The 22,148-nt window shown below is 50.1% G+C and carries 19 protein-coding genes and 5 tRNA genes; 14 read left to right on the forward strand and 10 right to left on the reverse strand.

Annotation, left to right across the window (positions count from 1 at the left end):
- Positions 1 to 118 precede the first annotated feature (118 nt).
- From WC184_11410 to WC184_11435, 6 genes are all read left to right on the forward strand, one after another.
- Positions 119 to 979 carry a DUF4214 domain-containing protein gene (locus WC184_11410; GenBank protein ID MFA7478476.1) on the forward strand — a complete coding sequence of 287 codons (861 nt, stop codon included), beginning with the start codon at positions 119 to 121 and terminating at the stop codon, positions 977 to 979.
- A gap of 161 nt (positions 980 to 1,140) precedes the next feature.
- Positions 1,141 to 1,914: an ATPase domain-containing protein gene (locus WC184_11415; protein ID MFA7478477.1), complete on the forward strand. Its 774-nt coding sequence runs from the start codon at positions 1,141 to 1,143 to the stop codon at positions 1,912 to 1,914.
- A 182-nt stretch (positions 1,915 to 2,096) separates the two neighbouring features.
- A tRNA-Lys gene (locus tag WC184_11420) sits at positions 2,097 to 2,169 on the forward strand.
- A gap of 105 nt (positions 2,170 to 2,274) precedes the next feature.
- Complete coding sequence (locus WC184_11425) at positions 2,275 to 2,976, forward strand: ATP-binding cassette domain-containing protein (protein MFA7478478.1); 702 nt, start codon at positions 2,275 to 2,277, stop codon at positions 2,974 to 2,976.
- Positions 2,977 to 3,155: 179 nt separating this feature from the next.
- Positions 3,156 to 4,031 carry a permease-like cell division protein FtsX gene (locus WC184_11430; GenBank protein ID MFA7478479.1) on the forward strand — a complete coding sequence of 292 codons (876 nt, stop codon included), beginning with the start codon at positions 3,156 to 3,158 and terminating at the stop codon, positions 4,029 to 4,031.
- A gap of 129 nt (positions 4,032 to 4,160) precedes the next feature.
- On the forward strand, positions 4,161 to 5,327 hold the full coding sequence (locus WC184_11435) for a hypothetical protein (protein ID MFA7478480.1): 1,167 nt from the start codon (positions 4,161 to 4,163) through the stop codon (positions 5,325 to 5,327).
- On the opposite strand, the gene WC184_11440 is transcribed toward WC184_11435, so the two are convergent.
- The 6 genes from WC184_11440 to WC184_11465 form a co-directional block, all read right to left on the reverse strand.
- The gene (locus tag WC184_11440; GenBank protein ID MFA7478481.1) at positions 5,313 to 6,827 is read right to left on the reverse strand and encodes an AAA family ATPase; all 1,515 of its coding nucleotides are present in this window, start codon (positions 6,825 to 6,827) and stop codon (positions 5,313 to 5,315) included. The genes WC184_11435 and WC184_11440 overlap by 15 nt on opposite strands.
- Positions 6,828 to 7,216: 389 nt before the next feature.
- A tRNA-Pro gene (locus WC184_11445) sits at positions 7,217 to 7,290 on the reverse strand.
- A gap of 11 nt (positions 7,291 to 7,301) precedes the next feature.
- Positions 7,302 to 7,374: transfer RNA gene (locus WC184_11450), tRNA-Thr, on the reverse strand.
- A 26-nt stretch (positions 7,375 to 7,400) separates the two neighbouring features.
- A tRNA-Gly gene (locus tag WC184_11455) sits at positions 7,401 to 7,473 on the reverse strand.
- Between the two features lie 29 nt (positions 7,474 to 7,502).
- Positions 7,503 to 7,578: transfer RNA gene (locus WC184_11460), tRNA-Ala, on the reverse strand.
- A gap of 347 nt (positions 7,579 to 7,925) precedes the next feature.
- Positions 7,926 to 8,333, reverse strand: coding sequence for a DUF6575 domain-containing protein (locus WC184_11465; GenBank protein ID MFA7478482.1), 408 nt, complete (start codon positions 8,331 to 8,333; stop codon positions 7,926 to 7,928).
- A 207-nt stretch (positions 8,334 to 8,540) separates the two neighbouring features.
- On the opposite strand from WC184_11465, the gene WC184_11470 reads away from it, so the two are divergent.
- The 6 genes from WC184_11470 (at position 8,541) to WC184_11495 (ending at position 15,476) form a co-directional block, all read left to right on the forward strand.
- Positions 8,541 to 9,188, forward strand: coding sequence for a hypothetical protein (locus WC184_11470; protein MFA7478483.1), 648 nt, complete (start codon positions 8,541 to 8,543; stop codon positions 9,186 to 9,188).
- A 455-nt stretch (positions 9,189 to 9,643) separates the two neighbouring features.
- A complete protein-coding gene (locus tag WC184_11475; GenBank protein ID MFA7478484.1) occupies positions 9,644 to 10,969 on the forward strand; it encodes a hypothetical protein in 1,326 nt (441 codons plus the stop codon).
- A 75-nt stretch (positions 10,970 to 11,044) separates the two neighbouring features.
- Complete coding sequence (locus tag WC184_11480; GenBank protein MFA7478485.1) at positions 11,045 to 11,506, forward strand: hypothetical protein; 462 nt, start codon at positions 11,045 to 11,047, stop codon at positions 11,504 to 11,506.
- Positions 11,507 to 11,620: 114 nt separating this feature from the next.
- Positions 11,621 to 12,547 (forward strand): hypothetical protein, encoded by a 927-nt coding sequence (locus tag WC184_11485; protein ID MFA7478486.1) that lies wholly within the window; start codon positions 11,621 to 11,623, stop codon positions 12,545 to 12,547.
- 86 nt (positions 12,548 to 12,633) lie between these two features.
- Positions 12,634 to 13,392, forward strand: a complete 759-nt coding sequence (locus WC184_11490; GenBank protein MFA7478487.1) for a matrixin family metalloprotease — start codon at positions 12,634 to 12,636, stop codon at positions 13,390 to 13,392.
- A gap of 203 nt (positions 13,393 to 13,595) precedes the next feature.
- Entirely contained in the window at positions 13,596 to 15,476 is a 1,881-nt protein-coding gene (locus WC184_11495) for a hypothetical protein (protein MFA7478488.1), read from the forward strand.
- Positions 15,477 to 15,587: 111 nt separating this feature from the next.
- On the opposite strand, the gene WC184_11500 is transcribed toward WC184_11495, so the two are convergent.
- The 4 genes from WC184_11500 to WC184_11515 form a co-directional block, all read right to left on the reverse strand.
- Positions 15,588 to 15,914, reverse strand: a complete 327-nt coding sequence (locus WC184_11500; protein ID MFA7478489.1) for a hypothetical protein — start codon at positions 15,912 to 15,914, stop codon at positions 15,588 to 15,590.
- A 463-nt stretch (positions 15,915 to 16,377) separates the two neighbouring features.
- Positions 16,378 to 16,536, reverse strand: a complete 159-nt coding sequence (locus WC184_11505) for a hypothetical protein (GenBank protein MFA7478490.1) — start codon at positions 16,534 to 16,536, stop codon at positions 16,378 to 16,380.
- A 1,095-nt stretch (positions 16,537 to 17,631) separates the two neighbouring features.
- Positions 17,632 to 17,922 carry a hypothetical protein gene (locus tag WC184_11510; GenBank protein MFA7478491.1) on the reverse strand — a complete coding sequence of 97 codons (291 nt, stop codon included), beginning with the start codon at positions 17,920 to 17,922 and terminating at the stop codon, positions 17,632 to 17,634.
- A gap of 33 nt (positions 17,923 to 17,955) precedes the next feature.
- A complete protein-coding gene (locus WC184_11515; protein ID MFA7478492.1) occupies positions 17,956 to 18,225 on the reverse strand; it encodes a hypothetical protein in 270 nt (89 codons plus the stop codon).
- Positions 18,226 to 18,356: 131 nt separating this feature from the next.
- Between WC184_11515 and WC184_11520 the strand changes: the two genes are divergently transcribed.
- Both WC184_11520 and WC184_11525 read left to right on the forward strand, forming a co-directional pair.
- Positions 18,357 to 19,706 (forward strand): metallophosphoesterase, encoded by a 1,350-nt coding sequence (locus tag WC184_11520; protein ID MFA7478493.1) that lies wholly within the window; start codon positions 18,357 to 18,359, stop codon positions 19,704 to 19,706.
- A gap of 98 nt (positions 19,707 to 19,804) precedes the next feature.
- Positions 19,805 to 22,147 (forward strand): SMC family ATPase, encoded by a 2,343-nt coding sequence (locus tag WC184_11525; protein ID MFA7478494.1) that lies wholly within the window; start codon positions 19,805 to 19,807, stop codon positions 22,145 to 22,147.
- The last annotated feature ends 1 nt before the right edge of the window (position 22,148 follow it).

Consider the following 22,148-nt stretch of genomic DNA (forward strand, 5'->3'; position numbering starts at 1 on the left):
TAGTGCCAGTATTTCTACACGTGACACACACCACGAACCTAGTGGGGATTAGTGATGGTTGGTACACGGTAACAGTCACAAATCTGCTGGTTGTTTATCGTGGAAAGGTTACCGGCCAATGGTGTTTAAAGATAACAAGTTTTGGGGTTGGCGTACTTTAGTTGTGTTTCTGGTTTTTGGTGTTGTTGCCCCGCTAGTTGCAACATCACCTGTAGAGGCGGTACCAGTATCGCCGGAACATTCAGCGGAACAAGAGTTTTTAGGGTTGTTAAACCGTGACCGGCTCGCTGCGGGACTACCAGGTTTGGTGTTCCATGAAGGGGCCGCTACCAAAGCCCGGAACTGGTCGGCGCATATGGCTGACAACCTGGGCTATTTGGAACACACCACAACATTGTCACAAGACACAGCAAAGATCGCTCCGCAGTGGCGGCGGGCTGGTGAAAACATTGGTCGTGGCGCGACCCCCGGATCGTTACATGTGGCGTTTATGAACTCTCCCGGCCATAAACGTAACGTGCTGGGCGAGTTTAACCAGGTAGGTATCGGGGTTGTTTATCGAGGTTCCACATTGTGGGTAACGTTCCGTTTCATCCAAAACGGTGACCCCACCCCAACAGCACCACAATCAACGTTTAACGCTATCCAAGCTGAAATGGTGTGGCTTTACCAAGCGTTTTTTAACCGGGCGCCTGACACGAACGGGTTAGCATATTGGGTACAAGCACGACTCAACGGGCTTTCCCCACAAAAAATAGCTGACCTGTTCGCAGAGTCTGCCGAGTTCAAATCAGATTACCGAAACACCAGCAACGATGCTTATGTGACACGGATCTACAACAACATTTTAGGACGTGACCCCGACCCAGGTGGCAAAGCCCACTGGTTAAAATCTTTAAACGCAGGCTATTCACGATCCTGGCTGGTCTACCAGTTTTCTATAGCACCAGAGTTCCGTAACCTAAAACCGTTAAACTAACCACATCGCTAAACACCTAACAAGCTACAGCACTAGGTTGTTAGGTGTTGTCTTAACACAACAATAACCCCTAAAGAACCACCTCAGCCGTGACATGTGTGTGGTGTTCCTAGGGGGCCACACTTTTTGGTTGGCCCAGCTGATTTCTAGGAGGAAGGTTTATGCAACACCAAAACTTGTTGTTAGATGAACTTAAAGCTGCGACGCTAGCCAGCTACAAACCCCAAACCGGCGAAACTATCCGCCAAGGTTTAGAAGCTATCCCGACCGGGATACCAGCCCTAGATGATGCTTTAGTTACCGGCGGTTTCCCTACCAACCATATTGTCGAACTTTTTGGGGAACCTGCCGGTGGTAAAACCACCCTAGCTTTAGCAGCAGCACAAAACTGTCAACGTTTAGGCGGTAACGTCGGCTATATAGACACAGAACACAGTTTCCCGGTGGGTTTGGCCCACAACCTGGGCCTCGACTCTAAAGCGTTGCTCATAACCCAACCTGACAGTGGGGAAGACGCTGTTGAGCAAACACTATTCATGCTCACCTCCAAAACGTTTGACCTGCTCATAGTAGACTCTGTGACAGCGTTGAACCCTACCCGCAACGTTGAACATTCCCGGTTTGTGAAACAGTTCCTAACAAAAGTCGCTGACACTATAACTACTAGCGGGTGTAGCGTTGTGTTAACAAACCAAACCCGTGCAACGCTACGAAACCCTGGGGCAACAGAACGTTCAACAGGTGGGAACGTGACCGCCTATTACACCACCATCAGAATAAAACTAGCCACATCAAACATGTCTGGGCTTTACAACCCTCAACAACCAGCTGAACAGATCGGTAGCCGTGTAGAAGCCACCATAGTAAAAAACCGGTTAGGTACACCTGTCACCGTGGAATACGGTATGGCCTTCCAACACGCAATATTCCCCTAAACCACACCAACCTACCCCAGCTAAACACTTTTTGAGAAGCTCTACCCACAGCTAACACCCCTCACACAACCCCCCAGTTTGGAAAGTGTTCAGAACCCGTACCGTGTGACAAGACCGGCAAAGCTGTGTGGCACGACCGGCAAAGCTGACACTCTTGTAACACACCATTGGTTGGTGATGTAGCCCCTATAGCTCAGTTGGTAGAGCAGTTGACTTTTAATCAATCGGTCGCAGGTTCGAACCCTGCTGGGGGCACTAACCACAACACAGCTGTTACACAGCTGCTGTGCTCGGGTTGGGTTGGGGATCCCACAGTTTTTGGTTGAATGCGAGAAACCCAAAAACTGAACAGTGGCAGGAGTGTTGCAACTTGTTAACGTAACAAAAGTTTACAGTGAAACGAAACCGGCCGTACAAGACCTGTCTTTAGATATTGTGGAAGGTTCTCTCACGTTCCTTATCGGCCCGTCAGGGTCGGGTAAAACCACGTTGCTAAAACTTTTTTCCCGCGAGTTGTTAGCGGACAGCGGTCAAGTGTTCGTGGCAGGGTTAGATGTGGGAATGTTATGGCCCCGCCAGCTTCCTAAACTGAGACGTCTCGTAGCTGTCATCCACCAAAACTATCCGTTACTACATCAACGTAACGTTGCTGACAACCTACGTTTTGCGTTGTTCTCAGCAGGTTGGCCAAAACACCAAATCAACCATCGGGTTGAAGAACAACTAGCTTTCGTGGGGTTAGCTTCCTACCATCACCGCTACCCGCACGAACTTTCAGGCGGTGAAAAACAACGAGTTGCTATAGCTAGAGCAATAGCTGTGGCCCCGGCTGTGTTGTTAGCTGATGAACCTACCGGGAACCTCGACCCAGACGCTTCCCGTAGCGTCACCCAACTTTTAGCCCAAATAGCTGCTAAAGGCACCACTGTTGTTATGGCTACTCATAACACCGACCTTTTGGACCAAACCCCTGGCCGGGTAGTTGAGCTATCCCAAGGAACAATTGTGAGGGACGACATCCGAGGCCGTTACCAACTCAACAACCACCAACTACTGTCATGATAGACAACAAACATGATCGGATAGAACAAATTTTTTCTGTCCCACCAACCCTTGAAAACAACAACAAGGTTGTGGGGGACACAACCGGGCAACGTTCGCTGTTACATAACATGTTAGCTTACCATGTTACACCTGTGTTAAAAGGTTTGCAGGCAACGTTACCGTTAGCTTCTGCTGTGATGCTAGCAGTGTTTGTTACCGCCACACTGATCGGTACTTCAGTGTTAGTACAAACTGGTGTTAACAATGCTCTTATCCGGTGGCGTGACGGTGTTGAAACAATCATTTTTTTGGAACCTCACGTCACTCAAGATGTGGCGGCAGACATTGGGGCGCAACTTTCCCAAAACCCGCTTGTTGAACGGTTCTACTATGTTAACACTGAAGAGACCTACACCGAGTTCCGGCAACTATTCCACGACTCCCCCGAACTTTTAGAAGGGGTCACCCCACAAAGTTTACCTACCTCATGGCGAGTAACTCCTAAAGCAGGGTCAACTCTTACAGATATCGAAACAATAGGGGAAACGTTCAAAACCCAGCCTGGGGTTTACAGCGTTTCCTACGCTTCAGCAGCGGTACAGTCCGTGTTTAACATCGCTAAACTAGTTTCGTTTATCTTAGGAGCTATTGCCACTATTGTTGGTATAACCACAGTGCTAATGTTGTGGGCTGCTACCAAAGCTAGTGTCGCTGCTCGTGCCCAAGAAGTTGCGGTGATGCGTTCCGTTGGGGCTTCCCGCATAGCTATACGGACCCCGTTCATAACAGAAGGTGTGCTAGTAGCATCCCTGGGGGCCCTAGGGGCTATAGCGGTAACACGGCTCACCATAAACATTTTGGAACAGGTCACACGAAACCTTTCAGGAGACCTTGTACTTCTTTCAACGTTTCGTGTCACCCCACCCCAGTTTTGGTGGACGGTAGGACCTATTAGCGTAACAATCATAACTTTAGCTGCTGGGGTTACCTGGGCTGCTACCAACAGTTTTGTTACCGATAGACACCAACGCATCCCTGTGTACAGATATCGCCGCCAACAAAACACCAAATAGTTTTCACTCGGCACCAAACGCTTTTAACACAGGTCGCTGGTTGCGTCCCAAAACGTTGAAGACACAATCACAACCCAACCCCCGAAACACGTTTTTGGGTAACAAACATTCCAAGAGGTTTACCAAACCATGCAAAACGACCAACCCACAAACAACTCTACTAGCAACACAACCGTAACAGAACCCCCAGAACCACCTCCCACCACAACAGATAACGAAACTGTTGCGGTAACCGGCCCCCACAAAGATGAAACCCCCCAAGTCGGGCCCAACGGTGAACGCCCGATCCAAATCGTGATCTTTGTAGGCGACGCGCCGTCTGTGCCGCCCTATGTGAAAACCGCTGACCTAAACACCACCGAAACACACACCCCCAACGACACCACTGAGAACAATGAGGGTGACAACGCTGCTACTAGCTATCCACCACAACCCCCTGTTGTACAGGCCTTAGAAAACACCGGGTTAAGCCCTTCTGATCTTAGAACACGGGTCCAGTTCCATATAGGTCCCAACGTCCCGATAGAAACAGCGATAGAAGCCTATGTGGCGGCTTCTACTTTAGCGGGCCGGCGTTTAAACGTTGTTGTAAACAACACGGTGATCGATATCGAAACTCTTGACAGCCAAGCCCGTAAAGCAGCCCAAAGTATTGACGCACGCCAAACTATCGACGTTATCCAAGTAGGGGCTGAACATCCCACGATTTTAAGTGTTGATGGTGAACGTTTAACGATGGAAGACACCACACAAATTGTTGCTGCGAAAACTTGTCGGTTGGTGTTAAACCCTGACCCTGCTACCGCAGTAGCCCAGTTTGTTTTAATAGCAGGGCTTCGCAATAAGGGCACCCTCGAACGTTTCCCTTACCTAGCCACCACCGCCGATTTTGACAACACGACAGATGAAACTGTTACCTTAACTAACAACCGTTTAGATCACATTAGACGTGCCGCTATGCTGTTACGCCGCGAAACCCGATCTGAGGACCGTACAGCTATTGTAGAACCGCTAACACTTTCTACAAGGCAACGAAAACTAGTCGCCGCTGCCGCAACCCCTGTGGAGGTCACACTTAGCGCTCTTGGGTCTCGTACCCCTGACGGAGATCTGTGGCACTGTCCCCGACCTGAGCGACACACCAACGGGGATGCTACCCCCTCTATGCGGGTAGTGAAAGGTAAAGTCCGTTGCTACCGGTGTGACGCTGAACGGATCGATTCGTTAAACCTTGTTATGGACACCAAAGCCTGTTCTGCGGATGAAGCAGCCGATTGGCTTTTAAACAAAGCTTAACTCGTAGCTAAATTGTTGGGCTAGAGCCCGCATCTGTTCAACATAGGGCTCTAACCTTGACTTTAGTGACATTGGGACGTCCACCACATATTGGTTTCCTGCGCCACTGATTTGGCAGGACATCACAACAGCAGCCGGTACTTTACCTACTTTTTGGGTGAAAACTTGTAACAAATCTGTTGGTAGCATGTTTTCGTTGCTAGACCCCCGCCCAGCTTCGACGGTCTGGTTGCTGGTTGATGCTGATTGTTGGGGGTCGCCTGTGTGCCCTTCGAAACCCAACTCGTCAAGTTGGGGGTCACCACCATAGCTGTCGGTGGTGTCTTCAACAGGTTGTTGATGGTAGGACACATCTTTTAGCAGGTGTTGGTTGGTTTCAAACAATGTTTGAAGTTCTGTGACAACCCCCAAAATGTTGGTCCACCACTCTTGTGTTAAAGCCTCAAATGTTCCCTGAGTTGTTGTGGGTGACAAAGAAGGGGTGGACAGCACAGCTAATGTTCGGTCTAACCAGCCCACCCCAGCGGGGGTTTCTACTAGCTCGTTGTGGCGCCACACTGTTACCGGATCGATCGTTTGGGCGCTAATGTCCAGCATTTGTTGGTAAGCCAACCTCATCAACCCAACCCTGATCTTAGCGTCGTCAGTGTAGTCACGTAACTGGTTTAACACTATAAAAGTGTTGCTACGGTCAAAGTTACATATGTGATCCCAACATTGTTGCAGTAGTGTTGGTGGGGCGTTACCTAATACCTCTGAGATAACTTCACGGTCCGGGTTGGTGTGTAACAGACCACTGATTTTAACTAAAGCCATCAACAAACCCCGGACCCCTAAAGCAGGGTCGGTGGTTTCTACTATCTCGGTCGCGGTTTGTGTGTCTAACACCCAGTTTTGGTTGGAAGCTACTTTTTGTAGATGACCTATAAGGTCTTGGTGGGACGGATATGAAAGTTCGAACTCTACACACCTTCCCCGGTTTGTTTGTAACATTTTGTCCGGGTCAGTGGTAGCTAACATGAAAATAACATGGGGTGGGGGTTCTTCTAAAAGTTTCAGAAAAGCTTGGCCCCCACCGGTGGATAGCCCGTGGGCTTCATCAATAATATAGAGTTTGTGGGAAGAACGTAACGGGGCGATCATCGCTTTTTCTGCTAAATCCCGGATCTGGTCTTTCAAACCGTGAGACGCAGCGTCAAATTCGATCACATCGGGGTGGCTAGCACCCACCGAATACAGCTCCACACAGGAAACACATTGCCCACAACTGTCCCCCTCAACCGGAGCTTCACATAGCCACGCGGCGGCTGTGACCCGCGCCAACGTAGTTTTTCCAAGCCCTGAACCCCCGGTGAAAAGCAGCTGTTGAGGTAACGCCCGGTTTTTGATAGCAGTTTGTAACACTTTGACAACACCACGCTGCCCAACAACCTCACTAAACCGGCGGGGTCTAACCTGGGTAGCTAACCCGCTTTGATACTGTTCTGGTTGTATAAACATGGCCTTAACCTGGCTTTCCCCACCACAGAAACACTCCAATTAGAGAACATAACAAGTTGTTACACACGAACACCGGTCGCTGTTCGAGCCGATATAACAACTAGCCGCAGCTGTGACAGCTCAACAGCTATCCCAAAGGTAGTGTCGACCCTAAACCCCGCCCAAGGGTTTCACAGCTGCCCACTTCGCCGGATGTTGCTCTTGGTTTGTATGAGGGGCTTTAGAAACTTTGTGGTTTGGTTTGGCGACCTGGGTGTTGTTTTTTTGATCAGCATTTTGGTGGCACTGCACCAACTGGCCAGAACCGCTGGGGGTTGGGTCCCAACCCCGCAGGGGCAAACACCCCTACAAAGCGTCGGGGATCGGTTTGTGGGGTTTAGATTGTTTAGTCGGGATGGGACGATTCGAACGTCCAACCTCCTGGTCCCAAACCAGGTGCGCTACCAAATTGCGCCACATCCCGAAGGTTTTGAGAGCCTGAGACCAGATTTGAACTGGTGACCTCGTTCGTACCAGGAACGTGCTCTACCAACTGAGCTACCCAGGCAAATGTAAATTGGTTTGTTGTTACAGAGCTTGGCACGAGGTTCGAACTCGTATCCCCGGCTTGGAAGGCCGGTACTCTAACCAGTTGAGCTAGCCAAGCAAAACGTTTCGGGTGCTGGCACCCTATTTTGGTGGAGATGACCAGGTTCGAACTGGTGACCTTCGGTTTGCAAAACCGGTGCTCTACCAACTGAGCTACACCCCCATGTGGTTACAACAAAAAAACCGTCCTACTTTTGTAGAGACGGTTTCAGTTGGGGCTTTAAACAAGAGTTTAAATAGTTGCCTTTACATGAAACCAGTCCTTGTCCCCTCTTGTGGGGCGGCAGTCGGCGCTGCGCCGGCGGTGTGGTCCGGGCGGATAGCAGGTGAAGTTGTGGTGGGTAGGGTTTGATGTTTCATGAGTGTTCCTGCTTGGAAAGATGGTAACAACACTATGGTGTGGGTTTTTGTTGGCGGCGCACACAACCTTGATATCAAAGCTTGTTTTGTGGTTCTTTTTGTTTGGTTCAGGTTCAAACCACTTTGTGGTGTTCCGCCTGGTTTTAGGTTTTAGGGTTGTGGTGCTAGAAACCATTCGGGGTTTGGTAGCCAGTTTTGTGGGATGTGTTCTGGTTGGAGGAAGCTAAGCACATCAACTGCTGTTTCTTGGTGGGTGGTTTTGATGTGGGCAACCCAAAACTCGGGGTTAGTGAATGCTTGACGAAAAGGGTGTTGTCCGGCTTTGTATTGGGCTAAACGTTGCGGACTGATCGGCACATACAACCAGTTGTCACATAGTTTTTGTTGATCGAATATGCCTGCCAAAAAAAGGTCGCTTTGGGCGGTGCAAGCCACATATACTGTGGTGTTGTTGAACTGGACTAAAGGTTCCAGTATTTGAAGTTTGGTGAGCAACCCGAAAATGTTTTGGTTCCCACGCTTGGGTGTTTGGGTGGTGAAAGAGAAGCTGGTTGGCATGATAGGTGTGTTGGGGTTGGTCAGAGAATGTGTCTGAGATAGTTCGGGTTCTGTTATGGTTTAGCAACGGTTGTTGACCCGGAACTAGTGTTGTGTAACAAACTAGTGGTGGGTGATGTCCCAAGCATTGTGTTAGCTGTTGGTCCCGGCACACATGTTTGTCGTTTATGGGTGGTGTTGGTCTGTGCGATGGTTTTTGGTGAGGGTGTGGTTTCAACACGTTACGCCGCCACGGTACACCACATGTTTGTAGCGCTTTTAGGTTTAGTTATTGCAGCGTTGATCGTGGTAGGACCACTCAACTGGTTAGAGTCAGGGGTGGGTGGTGTTACCGACGGGATTTTACAAAGTGGTCAAACACTTTTCGCGCACCTGTTACAACTTGTGCCCGAGGTTAACAACCACACCAGCATTGTGTCTTTAGTGTCAGTTACTTTGGCGGTTATGTTACCTGGGTTGGTTTGTTTGTTGCTCGGGGTAGGTGCCACGAAAGCTGGTCGAGCTCAACATCTGATTTCGTCGGTGTTGATGGTTGGTGCGATCGCTGCCATGTTTGTGTTGCCGTTTAACCAAGCTATCCTGCTGGTTTTAGTTGGCGGCGCGATATCAGGTTTGTTGTTATCACCGGTGACGTTCATTACCCGCACCGCGTTGTGGGCTTTAGCTGGAATCATAGCGTTCGACCATGTTGCGGGACTGTGGTATCAACAAAGCCCTGTCCTTGGAGAAGCGGTTGCAGCGGTAACTTCTATAACATCCCTCGACAGTCCCGAGTTGTGGCGCATAGCGTTCATGATAGTCGGGTTAGCACCTTTTGTAGCGGTGTTAGGGGTAGCTACAGACAACAACACATAACCCGCCCACCTTAAACCTATTGCGGGCGACCAACCCTAGTTTAACTAGTTAAAACCGCCACCACACCACACCACACCACAAACAGTACTTGACAGCTGTACTGGACCGTTGTGTAGCAACAGACCGACAGCAAAAGGGGTGTTTGTGTTCCCCTCTACGATGGCGTTATATGCTACTTGTGAGTAATCTACTAGCAAGTAGCGTAACTTTAGTTTCCGACCTAAAACCGTGAAACGCTAGACACGTCCAGGTCTTATAAAAACCTAACCATATCTGAAACACAGACATCTCTTGGTTGTGGTAGTTGTGTCTAAAGCTGGGGCCATGTTTTCAAGCGGGACGGGTTGGGTGGTTTGTTGGGTTCCGACACTAACCAACTAGCCCTCAAAGTGAGGGTTGAACCCCCGAAAAGGGATGATCACTCTAAACCTGGTGCAGAGTTATTGGGAGAAAACATGTCACGAACTGTAAACCGTACTTCACGGCGACCAACACGAGAAGCGTTTTTTGTTAGGGTCCGCACCGAAGATGACATCTTCGAATTTTTTAACGCGAGTGACCATATCGGTCGGCCTATGCCGTTCCAAAAACCTAACGCTACTTGCGCTATGCGTGTAACTGACAACCTTGTAGCGTTCAGCTTGTTACATTTAACTAAAAGTAACGTTGCGTCGCTCGTTGAACGTCCTATAGCGATCCCTCACGGTCCCCTAACACGACTCGAACGGCGCTCAGCGTTATACAACGAGCTTAAAACCGATGAAGTTGTGGTGGAAGTTTCTACACGAAACAAAATTAAAACCACTCCACCACCCGCACCACAAACACACAACGACACCACAGCTGTTCCAGAACCTGTACCGGAAACCATCCCGGACACAGACACCAACCCGCTAGCAGCACTGTTAGATATACCTACCCAACCCCCAACCCAAACGCTACCTGATTTGGGGGAAACTTTCACCGGGGACGCTAACAGCGTCGCGACTAGCGAACCTGACAGCGCCTCCGAGGCTGATGCTAGTGCTGAACCCACAAAGAACACGGACGAACCCAAAACAAAACCGAAACCTAGGTTTGAAACTGTTATCGACACCTACCGGTTCACACTCACACGCGACGCTAACGGTGTAGCTACACTGGTTTCTGACGAACCAGACCAACCGTTAGAACTTGGCTACTCCGCAGCACAGCTAGCTATCTATCTTAAATCACCCACTGTGGGACGTAACATAGCGGTCGGTTTTATCGGGCATCTAGGTAAACCTAACACCACTGAAACTATCGCCCGAGCTGCTTCCGCCGCTCTAAATTCGATTTCGTTACTAGCCGAATTTCGGGTGTTAGCCGACATTGAACGGTTAACAATGCCCCCAGCTACATATCGGGCAGCGGTACCGGTCTCACAACGGGTTTCGCATGACGCTGCTTGGGTTTCTAACGTGTGGCTATATTCCGACGAGTTTGAGTTGTTAAACTCTGGTGAAGTTGTTTGTGAAGTTGATTTAGATAACGCCAACCCTACTTCTGGCAAACTGCTTGTAAACTACACACCTGCCGAACACCTAGAACAGCTTTGGCCTACATACCGTAACGTTTTTGACCGGCTCGTCGCAGACCATTTCCGAGAAACTCTCGGGGATGCTGATATCAACCAAATCACCTACGACATTGTTCTAGGTGACCTTGATGACGGAACTGTTGAACGAATTTTGGACGCCGGAAAAACTTTACCTGGCTACAACATAGCGTCTAACGGTAAAAGCCAGATACACCAGTAACCACACCCACCAGCCAACCCACCCCTAAAAGATATTTTTGTGGGGGTGGGCTAGTTGGAACGTTTTGGCCCGTCTATGATTAACCACGGTTTACACCCCAATCTTGCCCGTATAGCAGCAGCACACAACGATCTTGTGGAACGGTACCGCAACCACCAGATCACAACCACCCAAGCCCAAACCGAAGCAAGTGAGCTGATAGCTCGTGACGATATGGGGATACGGTGGCGGATCAACCCCACTAGCGGGCAGTGGGAACATGAAACCCAAACAGGGCAATGGAAACAAGGCGCACCACCCCAACAAGGGGTTGCTAGTTTAACCCCACAACATTTTGGTTCCATAAACCACCAGGTTTTTGACCCTGACAATTTTATTGTGTTCCTTGAACACGACCCACCAGCAGATGGGATATATCAAACAGTCCCACAAACAGGCCAGGGACCGGTCTCTAAACCCAAACCTTTTTTACGGGTAGGGCTGATGCTTCTTGTCATGATCTGTATCATCGCCGCTACACTCGTGTTCTACTTCTAACAACCCCACAAAACACGGGTTGGTAGAAAATCACTTAGCTACCCAACACCGCCCTGTCGGTAACAAAGCTCTCTCGGGGTGTGCAACCAGAAATAAACTGTACACGCTACCAATATGGAGCCCCGCTACCCAACCCCAGTCTTCACACCAGAATCTGCTACAGCAAACATTGACCTGTACTCGCTTGTAGCTACTCTTGGGCTTGGCCATGGTGGTGAAACACTTGTTAACCCTAAACCACGACTTCTTCCTGAAAACCCGGCTGAAATATTAGACAAACCCACCAAAATTGTTGGTGTGTCCCCAGCCCCGATCGAAGGTTATATCGACGGTATACAAGCATCGCGGGTGCTGAGCTGGCAAAACCAACGCCCAATCGTTTTACAATACGCAGCAGCAGGCCTACTAACCCCCGAGATGGTGTTAAAACATGGGGTTGAACAGTTAGGTCTGTTCTGCGCTGAAGAAGACAAACATTTAGTGGCTGGGGTTGTACCCGACGATATGGTAGTAACTACCAACGCTACCGAACCCGACGATGTTACCCGTAACGCTGTAGCAAACATTCACAAATGGCGTGAAACGTTAGAACTTACCATAGCCCAAAAAGCTATCGGAACTAACAGTAGCGACGGTCTTGTCGTATGTGACGGGAGCCTTATTGGTCATAAACCACACCGAAACCTTGTGGGGTTGATCAAAACAGTAAATACCCGTTACTTGGCTGATGAAACCGGGCTGTGGTCTTTACCGTTTTCGTGGCGGTCCTCAATTTTTAAAATGCCACCTAACCGGGGACATCTCGATGTTACCTGGTCTTGTTATCTACGGTTAACAGACGCCCAAAACCATCGTTGGGATTATGGGCTAGTCAGGTTGGAAAGTTTCAACCCAGACCTTCTCGAACCTTTAGCTGCCCAGGTGTTAAACAGTCGTCAAAACGTTGGCAACACCGACCCTAGAGGTGACCGTCATATTGGTCCTATAGCTGCTGTTGAAACACATCTTAAAGCCCGACGATCCCCCATTTTTGATTTGTGAAACGTCAAGAGAGCTAAACCATGGGAGTACCAGCACAGCTACAGATCTTTAAAACAATCCGCCGGGTTTTGACAATCGTCTGGTGGTTGACTGTTTTTGTTGTGGTTGGGGTGCTCACGGTCGGGCCTTCTGTTTTGCCACGCTGGCTTCCGGGTCCCCTAGCAACAGCACGCTACCATATTCTTGCCTACACCGAAGCGTTACGTGCCTACACAGAAACCACCAGTTGGGATGGTGATAGCGTTAAACACGAAAACAGTTTTGTTTTTAGTTTCACTAACCCGGACGGTACCCCAGCGGTTTGGGAACCTTGCGAAGCGATACGTTACACAATCAACTTGGAAAACAGTGGCGAAACCGGTGAACAGGACGTTCACACCGCGGTAGCACATATTGCGACCCAAACCGGGTACAAGTTTGAATATGTGGGTGAAACAAACCAGATCCCTACCGAAACTTGGGGTGTTACCCCTACCGAAACCGGGCAATGGCCACCCGTGCTGATCGGGTGGGCTACTCCTGACCAAACCCCGCTACTTAAAGGCACAGAAGTAGCCCGAGCTGCTCAAATCCATGTGGAAACACCGGAAGGGCTGCGCTATGTTTCCGGCGCTGTTGCGCTCAATTTAGAACAACTTGCCACCTACCAGCCCGGTTTTGTTGGGACCCGTACCCAAGGGTCTGTTTTGTTACACGAACTTGGCCATATTGTGGGGTTAGATCACACCCCAAACTCAACCCAAATCATGTATAAACATGTAGGTGCCCAACCAGCGGTTTTAGGTGCTGGGGACCGTAACGGACTAACCCAGCTAGCCAACCCGCATTGCGCCCCTGAAAACTAGGTAGCTAAACGTTCCCAACACTACGCTTTGGCTCTTCATGTGGGACAACACCCGACCGTTAGGGTTTTAACACCAACCCAGGTCGGGTTCACAAACAAACCCAACAACACCCCTATGCCACAGGTAACAAAAAATCATGTGATGTTGGGTGGTTGGGTTTGTTTGGGGTGTGTGGTCAACGACAAGTTTCACACTATAGAGCTATGGCAACAAATAACTCTGCAACCCTAGACCGCTCCCACGTTTTAGGCACTGTGTATCTACCTAAAGGTGAGGGTACCAACGTTGGTCGTTTCTCGTTTATTGTGGACCGTGTTGCGGGGACCGCTGTAGAGATCGGTACTGCTGTGTGCGCTGACACTGTGGAAGGCGCTGTGGTTGGTGCTGTGGTTGACATGCGTACCGTGGGGGTGTTTGGCACACCACTTGAAGCAGAACTGGTAGCAACACACCAAACCAACACTCTAGGCCAACTACAAGAAGTGGTCGTGGCCGATGTTCAAGTGTTTCATTCTGAACATATGCGCCCTGTTCGCGCTGGTATAGTTCGAGCTGCTACCGCTACCGAACTTGGGGTAGCAACTGGTTTAGACCACATGGAATGGCCTATACCAGCAGGGGTTGTGAAACTTGTTTCTGGTGAATACGCACCAATTTTTTTGGATGGCACATATCTTTTAGGCCCAGAAGGGGCCCATTTAACAGTCGCTGGGCTTTCCGGGTTGGCTGCTAAAACATCGTTTATGATGAGTTTGTTACGCTCAGCGGTCTACACCGGCGGGTTGTATAACCATTCGGTAGGGGCACTTATTTTTAATGTTAAAGGCACCGATCTTCTATATTTAGATGAACCACCCCAACAAGGTTACGAACTTCAAAACCTTGACCGTGAACTGTACCAAGCTTTAGGTGTCCCAGCGGAACCTTTCGATGATGTGACTGTGTGGTCTCCTGGCGTGTTAGATGAGGGCCATACCCGTTCCGAACGTCGAGATGCCCGCCCGTTGCGTTGGGATCTGCGTATGGTGTTTCGCTATCTACCTACCCTTTTCCCCTACATCTACCAGGACGACAAACTTTCAGCGTTTGTTTCACAGTTTGAAGATCTGCATTTAAACACCCCTGGCCCTAACCGGATCGACACGTTAAACCACATGTTACGTTGGTTTGAACAACAACTTGCCGAAGCTGAACAAACCGGTTCCGACACCGCTTTTGGGGGTCGGACCCATATTGCTACCATGCGTCGCCTTTACCGCATGTTTTCATCTTTACCAGCCCGTACTAAAGGACTGATCGTTACCGGCTCTGCCAACGAAGCCTATGATGATATTGCTGTGGAGGGTTGGCGGCACGGCCAAATCGTGGTGGTCGACATCTCAGGGCTCCCGGCCGACACTCAAGGTTTCATTATGGAACGCACCACGAAACGTATCATGCAATCCGCTGAAGAAGCGACCCTCGGGGTCGATCATGTCATTATTTTAGCTGATGAGCTGAACGCTTTCGCACCTGCCCAAGGCGGGGAAATGGCTACCGTCAAAAAAACGTTACGCACGATCTCTACCCAGGGACGCTACGCAGGGATCTCAATGTTTGGCGCCGCCCAAAAAATATCGGTTGTTGATGAGCTCGTATATTCCAACGCTGCTACCCGTGCTTTGGGACGTACCAGCGACGTCGAGTTGTCATCCGGTGTGTACGGGAGGCTACCTTCTGGTTTAATAGAACGACTAGTGACACTACCTAAAGGCCAAATGGCGTTATGGGCCTACAACCTCCGTGGCGCTATGATCGTTACGTTCCCCCGCCCAGCGTGGCGGACCGGTAAAGCAAAAACTGTGGGGGGCGCTAAACGCGCTAAAACAGGGGCTGGGGTGCTACAAGAACACCTCAAACCCCAATCGTTCGCTAACCTCACCGAAGGCATCCCAAAAGAACTCGTCGAAACCACTATCTCAGCAGCATCCAACACCACCGAAGCTATACGCGAACTAGAACAAATCCAGGTTCCAGACATGGGACGTAAAGGGTTACATGCCACCTACCAACCCGACCCGGAAAACCCTTATGGACTCGACTAACCACACACCAACACACAAATATTGTTAAAACACACCACCCCACAGCTGTTACACCAAACAATTAAAAACACCCCCCAACCGTTACAGTTGGGGGTGCCTGGGTGTCGGGCTTTAACGTGTAAAAGCCCTACACCCGATAATGTTGCCGGCCTCGTCCCGTACGAGGTCGGCAGGGGAAAAGAGATCAGTGCGGTCGGGAGCCGCACTGATGGTCAGCGCCGACACAATAAAAATTGTGTCGGCCTCGGGTTCCGGTAGGTTTTCCACGGCACCATAGGCCGTGGAAACCAAATCGATTTCGGCACCGTCTACTTCGATGGTGCCAACAGGGGTTGGGGTGGCGGCCGCGCGGGCCACCACCCCGGAGGCTGGGATCGATATAATCCCAGCCTCGGTTACAATATTGACTTCGTGGGGTGTCAGGTTTATGAGTTTCATAACCCGACCTCCTTTCTCCCCTTCTCCAAGGGGACAGGGCCCGGCTTTTACAGCCGCTCGTTTAGTGATGTCAAACACCTCTGGAAGCGTTGACAACACACACCACCCCAACCCCACTAAAATCTCACCTACCATCTTAAAAAGTAAACACACAAACCCGCTTTTGGTTTGGTGTTGGGGCGTTTAGTTTCAAGTATTGTTCAACAACCCGGCTAACAAAACCCCAAGTGTGTTATGACATCGGCCTGGGGTTTTGTTGTCGCAGAGTTGTAATAACAGCGTTGTTTCATAGGTCCGCAGGTAACAACACATCGGGGATAGTGTTTGGTCATGATTTTTTGTGCAACACTACCAAACATGTGTGTGACGATATGGTTGTTTGGCCACAACCATCCTACTATTGCACCGTTTTTAACGGTAGTGTTACCGGCAGGAACAGTACTGGTATGGTTTGGTGGTTTTGTTAAGAAACGTCAAAGGTTCGGTCACTAGCACGACCAAACTCGGGGCTGCTACCAACTTGGGGTGGTGGTTCTGTTGAACGGCGTCCCCACCACACCGAAACTAGCAGCGACCCGACAAACACCCCTACCAAAACACCCCATGCCATAATATTCCACATAATGTCACCAACTTTGTTTTTCGTGTTCTAAAAACATGTTTTCAACACCTAACCTGAACACTGATCTGGGTTGTGGGTTAACTGTCCCCTAAAACTTGTAGCTCTACAGGGATGTTACGGTTTGTTTGGTCGCCAACTCCTAGCTGCCCGTAGCTGTTAGCCCCCCAACACCAGCCTTTGCCGTTGGTGTCCACAGCGCAGGTATGGTTTGTGCTGGTCGCTAGTTGAACCACCTCTAAATCCCCTACGATTGGGGTAGGTGTTATCGTGTTAGCTTCTGAACCGTTGCCTAGCTGTCCGTTACTGTTGGTACCCCAACACAAAACTGTTGAGTTCGAAATTCCGCAACGGTTCCTAACCAGGGCACTGAAAGAATATCCTGGGTGTTTAGCTACCGGTGTGGTACGCACCGCCCCATCTACAAGTCCCCAGCACCATGCCGCCCCGTTTGTGTCAAGAGCACACAAATCAGACAGGGACACATAGCTACGGGGTGACGAGACAGCTACGGGGGTTAGCTGGTTTGGTGTGGTGGTACCATTACCCAACTCGCCTTGGACTCCTCGGCCCCAACACCACACCTGCGCATTATTAGCAAGACCACAGCTAGTAGATCCGTTCGTAACGATCTGTTTAAAAGACCGGTTACCAAAAACCGCTACCGGTTCAGACTGATCAACACTACTGTTGTTACCTAGCTGGCCGTTCTGGTTTCGACCCCAGCACCACGCTTTGTTCATGTTGTCTAACCCGCAAACCGTGGAGCTGCTAGTTGTAAGGCTAGTAAAGGTGTGGTTGCCTGTTACACGGGTTGGTACTAGCGAATCAATTTTTGTGTTGTTCCCTAGCTGACCATACTGGTTTTGGCCCCAACACCAAGCATCGCCAGAAGTGTCAATACCGCAAGAATGTCGTGACCCGGCAGCTAAAGTTGTGAACCGTAACTCGGTATCCACCGGTTGGGGGTTTAGCTGGTTTGTGGTGCTGTTAATACCTAGCTGCCCCAAATTGTTTAGACCCCAACACCAGACCACCCCAGTTGTGTCTAGCCCACAAGAATGCAGATCACCTGTTGCTATCATGGCCCATCCCGTCTTATCTGGCGGGGGTGTTTAGCGGGGCGGTGTTATCGGAGGGTTCTAGATCGCCTAGCAGTTCAGGAACTAAACCCGCTATCAGATTCTCAGCGACAGCCGCTGTTGGGGTTAGCTCACCAACAATTTCGGTTGTGACACAACCACCATCGATCGCCCCGGTAGGCGGAGCTACCGTAACACACCAACCATCGTTGGTTGATGACACCACCAAAAGTGTGTGTGGGGACCGCACGAAACTTACCTGACCTGCACTTGGCCAAATATCAGCTTCAACAACATCACTAGCCAAAGAAGCGTAAATCCCGGCGATAGTAGCTACAGGTCAGTCCTCTATAGCGCCCAACACCGCATCGAGCCCGGCTTGGGTGTCCCAACGGTCAGAACCTGAGATAACTAGCAGTACTTGGGCTTCACGGACCACCGATTTTAAAGCAGCTAGCTCTGTTTGTTCTTTAGCACGAATAAACACGTTTTGGTAACCAACAAACGCTGTGGCGACTATCACCGCACCAATAACTAAAGCAATAACAGTATCTAACAAACTAAACGCTTTGTTGGGGATGTATAGAGTTCGCGAATCAGAGGCCCACATAGATCCCAACTGCCCTTCTGAAGATAACACTCTGCAGGTATCCCCACCTTTTCAACTTCACAAACCCAACCTAGAACGGTTTGGGTTCGGTTGGGGTGTGGCAAAACAGCAGGGTTTAACACGATAGTTACATGAAAAACGTTCCGTACCGTCTAGCCCATTTTTCTGACACCCATCTGGGTTATTCTGCGTATCGTGCCCAAACCCCTATAGGAGCTAACGTACGTTCAGCAGATATAGGTACCGCTTTTATCAATGTTTGCAAACACATTATTGACTGGGACCCATCGTTAGTGATCCACTCTGGCGACCTTGGGGAACGACCCCAGCTGCCAGTACGTGACTTGTTGGTAGCGCGTCGTTGGCTGGCCCGGTTGGCTGCGCTACGCCCAGACGGTACCCGACGCCAGGTAGTGATCATCTCAGGAAACCATGACCAGCCCGCAAATAGGCATTCAGAATGTTTCCTTGAACTCTACGCTGACCTGCCAGGAGTGCATGTTGTTACCGAAGCTGCCACAGAAATAGATTTCGGGACACAAAACAATGCTGAAATACCCCCAGAACTGGCCAATACAGTTGTGACAGCAGTACCACATGATCAGCTCAAAACGTTGGCTACTGAAAACGAATTTGACACGATTACCCCTACACCAGGCAAAGTGTCGATCCTAGTTGCTCATGGTGTAGCGGGCGGTTCAAAACTATTTCACCGTACCATTGGTCGTGAATACGCTATCCCTACTGAAGTGTTAACCCAACCCTGGGACTATGTAGCGCTTGGGCATTGGCATAAACAAGGACCGGTAAGTTTCGCTACCAGCACCACTGGCACGCCAAGTGCTATTTGGTATGCGGGATCCACAGAAAATATGGGGTTTGGTGACCTGCGAGAAGAAGGCGCCGGTCGAGGCTATCTAAAAGTAACGATACAGCCCGGCAGCAGCCCACAAGTAGAACCCCAAAACCTGCCAACCCGACCAATGTTTCGCCTACCGGTCATTGACGCTACCGACCTTGACCCCCAAACTATCACAACGATGCTGGTCGATCGGCTCAAAGACGCCCGAGCCGGGTTTGACAACACCCAAAAACCTGTGGTGGCACAAATCGTGAAAAACGTTGCCAGGGAAGTGTGGGGTTTAGTTCACATGCCGGCCGTACGCCAAGAAACCAGTTGGTGTTTACATTACGAAGTAACAACGATTGCACCTGAAAACCAAAACAGCACAATCACTTCTAACGATGTCCCAACAGGATCTCAAGCAATCCTGGAAGCTGTCAAAACAGCCACCCAGGACGTAGCAGCATCCAGAAGACAAGAAGTTGGGGAACTTATCACAACCTATCTCACCAAACATTTAGCTGTCACAGACCCTGAAGTTGAAACCGAGATGGGCTCTTCGAAACCCCAACCAACCCTAGACCCTGAAAACGAACCAGCGGATACCAACCCCCAAACACTTGTACCGATCCCCTAAACCCCGCCCCACAGGTTCATAGCGGCGCACAACGTTTTGTTACCCACCGAGAAATAGTTGTATAGCGGGCGGGTTTCACCTAAAGGAAACAACAAACCATGATCACCAAACTTCGTCTTGAAAACTTTCGGGGCCATACCAACACCGAACTAACTTTCCAACCAAATGAACAACTTGTTGTTATCTCAGGGGGAAACGGTACCGGCAAAACCACGATTTTGGAAGCGATCACGTTCGCTTTATATGGTGAAACACGACATGGTGCTCGTTACCTAGACCGTCTTGTCCACCGCGGAGCGGAACACGAAGGTGTTACCGTCGAACTAGAATTTACCTTGGGGGATGTCACCCACCGGATTGTACGTCGCCGCGAAAAAAGCGCTGCGTTTGCGCAACTATTCACCAACGACACCCCAATCACTGAAGGGTCACGGTCTGTTACCGCAGCGGTAACACAACTCTTAGGTATGGACAGTGCAGGCTACCGGCTCTCAGTTGTTGCCCAACAAGCCGACCTTGACGGGTTCGCCGCTATTGGTAAAGGCGGACGTGGTGGTAAAAACGAACGTGCCCGACAACTAGCACGACTGTTACGGGTTGATGCCGTGACCCGCGCCCGCCAAGAAATCCGAAGTTTGTGGCGCACCCAACAAGCCGTAATCGAAACGCTACCAACTATCACCGACGTAGGGGTTCTAGCTACCAAAGTCCGCGCAGCTGAAGAACACCTCGCACAAGCCCAAGCCGCTGTTGCTGACACACGAGCAGCTTTAGCAACCCTGGAACACGAAATAGAAACCACAGCGAACATTGAACATCAATGGGCGGAAGCGTCCCGCAAAGCAGCCCTAGCCCAAGGTGTTAGCGCCGCAGCGCAAGCCGAGCTCGCCAGACTACAAGCAGAACACCAAAGTATTGTTATCCCGACTTTACCGGAACAAACCTGGGATTTAGACGCTTTACAAGCAGAAGCTTCCCAACTCCAACAACATTTAGCTTCCGCGACGATGGCTCAACAAATCGTTGAACAACGAAACCATCTGACTCGCCAACTTAAAGAAGTAGTAGACCGCCAAAACACCCTAGAAACCCTGGTTAGTGGCTTTGAATATACAACAGCGGCCGAAGCAGCCACCAAAATCGATATTTTAGAACAAACCCTCAAAACGTTAACCGACGATCTTGACATCCAAAACGGGTTGATAAACACAGCTCTAGAAAACCATGCGGGGCTACGTAGAGATCTTCAACTAGCCGAGCAACGCCGCGACGCTGCCGCCACCCTAGGTGGGGTATGTGAACGGTGCGGACAACAAATCAGTGAAGAACACCACCACGACTTTTTAGGCGAAACCCAAACCGCTGTCGAAAAAGCAGCAGCAGCGGTCACAGAAGCCACCCAAGAAGGTAAAGCTTTACGAGAAGAGCTAAACAACATCACAGCGGCTTTATCAAAATGCCAAAACGAGATACGAGACACACAACAGGTTTTGAACCAGTTGTCCCAATATGAAGGCGAAAAAGTTGAACTGGACCGCCGCCAAGACGTTTATGAACAACAACTAGAACGCCTCGAAGCGCCCGAGTTTGACATCGAAGCGCTCCAAACTCAAGCCGGTCAAGTAGCAGCACAAATCAAAACAGCACAACACGCTAAAGCTTTGATCGCAGAACGCGAAGCCGCTATTGCCCGACAACAAGAACTCAAAACCAAAGTGCAAGAAGCTACTGAACGTTTCGAACAAACCAAAACCGAAACGATACAAGCCCAAGTCCCTACCGAACTAAGCCAAGCTTGGGAACATCGACGCACCATCCTAGAAACCCACCGGAGCGAACTTGAACTAGTAACCGATTTAGCTACCGCAGCCCAAACCGCTAAAAACCAGGTAGAACTAGCAGAAGCTGAACTGCGACACAACAACCAAATTGTGGGGACACGAAACAAAGCCGCCCATAAAGGCACAGTCGCTGCTGAAGCCGCGAAAGTTTTAGAAAAAGTTGAAACCCAACTAACTTCCCAAATCAGGCCCCGACTCGAAGGTGCCATGTCCGACATTTTAGGTTCCATGTCAGAAGGACGGTTCTCGCTAGTCAAACTAGCTGATGACTACTCGGTTCGGGTTTTAGATGGTGACACCTACCAGCCCCTCACCGAACTTTCCGGTGGAGAAACCGACCTGGTTGCTTTATCGATGCGGCTAGCCTTGGCCGACGTGCTCGTCGGCCAAGGTGGCGGTACCGGTTTTCTGATTTTAGATGAACCGCTCGGATCGCAAGATAAAGACCGTCGCAACTCAATAACTAGCGCCCTACGAAACCTAGCTTCACGATACGGCCAAGTGTTTTGTATCTCTCACGTTGGCGGGCTTGACGATGTAGCAGATATCGCTATCGAAGTAGCGATCGACCCAGACACTGGGGAGTCCTACATCGAATAAC

This window comes from Acidimicrobiia bacterium (assembly GCA_041676705.1).
In the GTDB taxonomy this organism is placed as follows: Bacteria; Actinomycetota; Acidimicrobiia; order Acidimicrobiales; family SKKL01; genus Actinomarinicola.

Bases quoted from the DNA above. Each gene is read 5' to 3' on its own strand.
- WC184_11480 (MFA7478485.1), top strand. From the start codon at position 11,045: ATGATTAACCACGGTTTACACCCCAATCTTGCCCGTATAGCAGCAGCA.
- WC184_11415 (MFA7478477.1), top strand. From the start codon at position 1,141: ATGCAACACCAAAACTTGTTGTTAGATGAACTTAAAGCTGCGACGCTA.
- WC184_11505 (MFA7478490.1), bottom strand. From the start codon at position 16,536: ATGTGGAATATTATGGCATGGGGTGTTTTGGTAGGGGTGTTTGTCGGG.
- WC184_11410 (MFA7478476.1), top strand. From the start codon at position 119: ATGGTGTTTAAAGATAACAAGTTTTGGGGTTGGCGTACTTTAGTTGTG.
- WC184_11485 (MFA7478486.1), top strand. From the start codon at position 11,621: ATGGAGCCCCGCTACCCAACCCCAGTCTTCACACCAGAATCTGCTACA.
- WC184_11430 (MFA7478479.1), top strand. From the start codon at position 3,156: ATGCTAGCAGTGTTTGTTACCGCCACACTGATCGGTACTTCAGTGTTA.
- WC184_11520 (MFA7478493.1), top strand. From the start codon at position 18,357: ATGAAAAACGTTCCGTACCGTCTAGCCCATTTTTCTGACACCCATCTG.
- WC184_11435 (MFA7478480.1), top strand. From the start codon at position 4,161: ATGCAAAACGACCAACCCACAAACAACTCTACTAGCAACACAACCGTA.
- WC184_11495 (MFA7478488.1), top strand. From the start codon at position 13,596: ATGGCAACAAATAACTCTGCAACCCTAGACCGCTCCCACGTTTTAGGC.
- WC184_11525 (MFA7478494.1), top strand. From the start codon at position 19,805: ATGATCACCAAACTTCGTCTTGAAAACTTTCGGGGCCATACCAACACC.
- WC184_11440 (MFA7478481.1), bottom strand. From the start codon at position 6,827: ATGTTTATACAACCAGAACAGTATCAAAGCGGGTTAGCTACCCAGGTT.
- WC184_11465 (MFA7478482.1), bottom strand. From the start codon at position 8,333: ATGCCAACCAGCTTCTCTTTCACCACCCAAACACCCAAGCGTGGGAAC.
- WC184_11475 (MFA7478484.1), top strand. From the start codon at position 9,644: ATGTCACGAACTGTAAACCGTACTTCACGGCGACCAACACGAGAAGCG.
- WC184_11500 (MFA7478489.1), bottom strand. From the start codon at position 15,914: ATGAAACTCATAAACCTGACACCCCACGAAGTCAATATTGTAACCGAG.
- WC184_11515 (MFA7478492.1), bottom strand. From the start codon at position 18,225: ATGTGGGCCTCTGATTCGCGAACTCTATACATCCCCAACAAAGCGTTT.